The organism is Alphaproteobacteria bacterium (assembly GCA_024244705.1).
Taxonomy (GTDB): domain Bacteria; phylum Pseudomonadota; class Alphaproteobacteria; order JAAEOK01; family JAAEOK01; genus JAAEOK01.
Genome location: JAAEOK010000126.1, coordinates 1 through 579 on the forward strand (window position 1 = coordinate 1; position 579 = coordinate 579).

General features: G+C 43.4%; 1 protein-coding gene. It reads left to right on the forward strand.

Features of this window, described 5'->3' with window-relative positions; translation table 11 throughout:
• Positions 1–579: hypothetical protein (locus GY791_21680; protein MCP4331004.1), on the forward strand; the 579-nt coding region annotated here is incomplete at both ends.

The following is a 579-nucleotide window of genomic DNA, read 5'->3' on the forward strand; positions in this document are numbered from 1 at the left end:
CTGGTACCACAACGATCATCAGGGTACACCGCAGAAGATAACGAACACGGCGGGTACAGTGAAATGGTCTGCCGTATCCGACACTTTTGGCAACTGTTCTATAGATGTAGAAGAAATTGAGAATAATCATAGATTTGCCGGCCAATACTACGACGTTGAAACCGGCCTCCACTATAACTGGAACAGATACTACGATCCTGAGACAGGCCGATACATGCGCGTTGACCCAGTCGGAGAAGGTCTAAATTTATACTTGTATGTCCAAAATAATCCTTTAAAATATATCGACCCTGAAGGGTTGACGACCAGAAGTTATCAACTGCCGTCTATACCGACACTTGATTCTACTTGGGGTAATGTGCCTGCCAATGCCGTTATCGGAGTTGGTAATGATATAATTGGCGTTGCAAACCAAGTGTCATCTGAAGTTCAGAATGCGTATAATAACCCTGTAGGATATGCAAAATCAGCATTAGTAGATACTCCAATAGCATTAGGCAGAGGAGTCTATAATACAGCTAAGGACATACTTACCACACCTGTTAGAGTAAGTGACGCAGTAGATGTTTTGACCAGTCC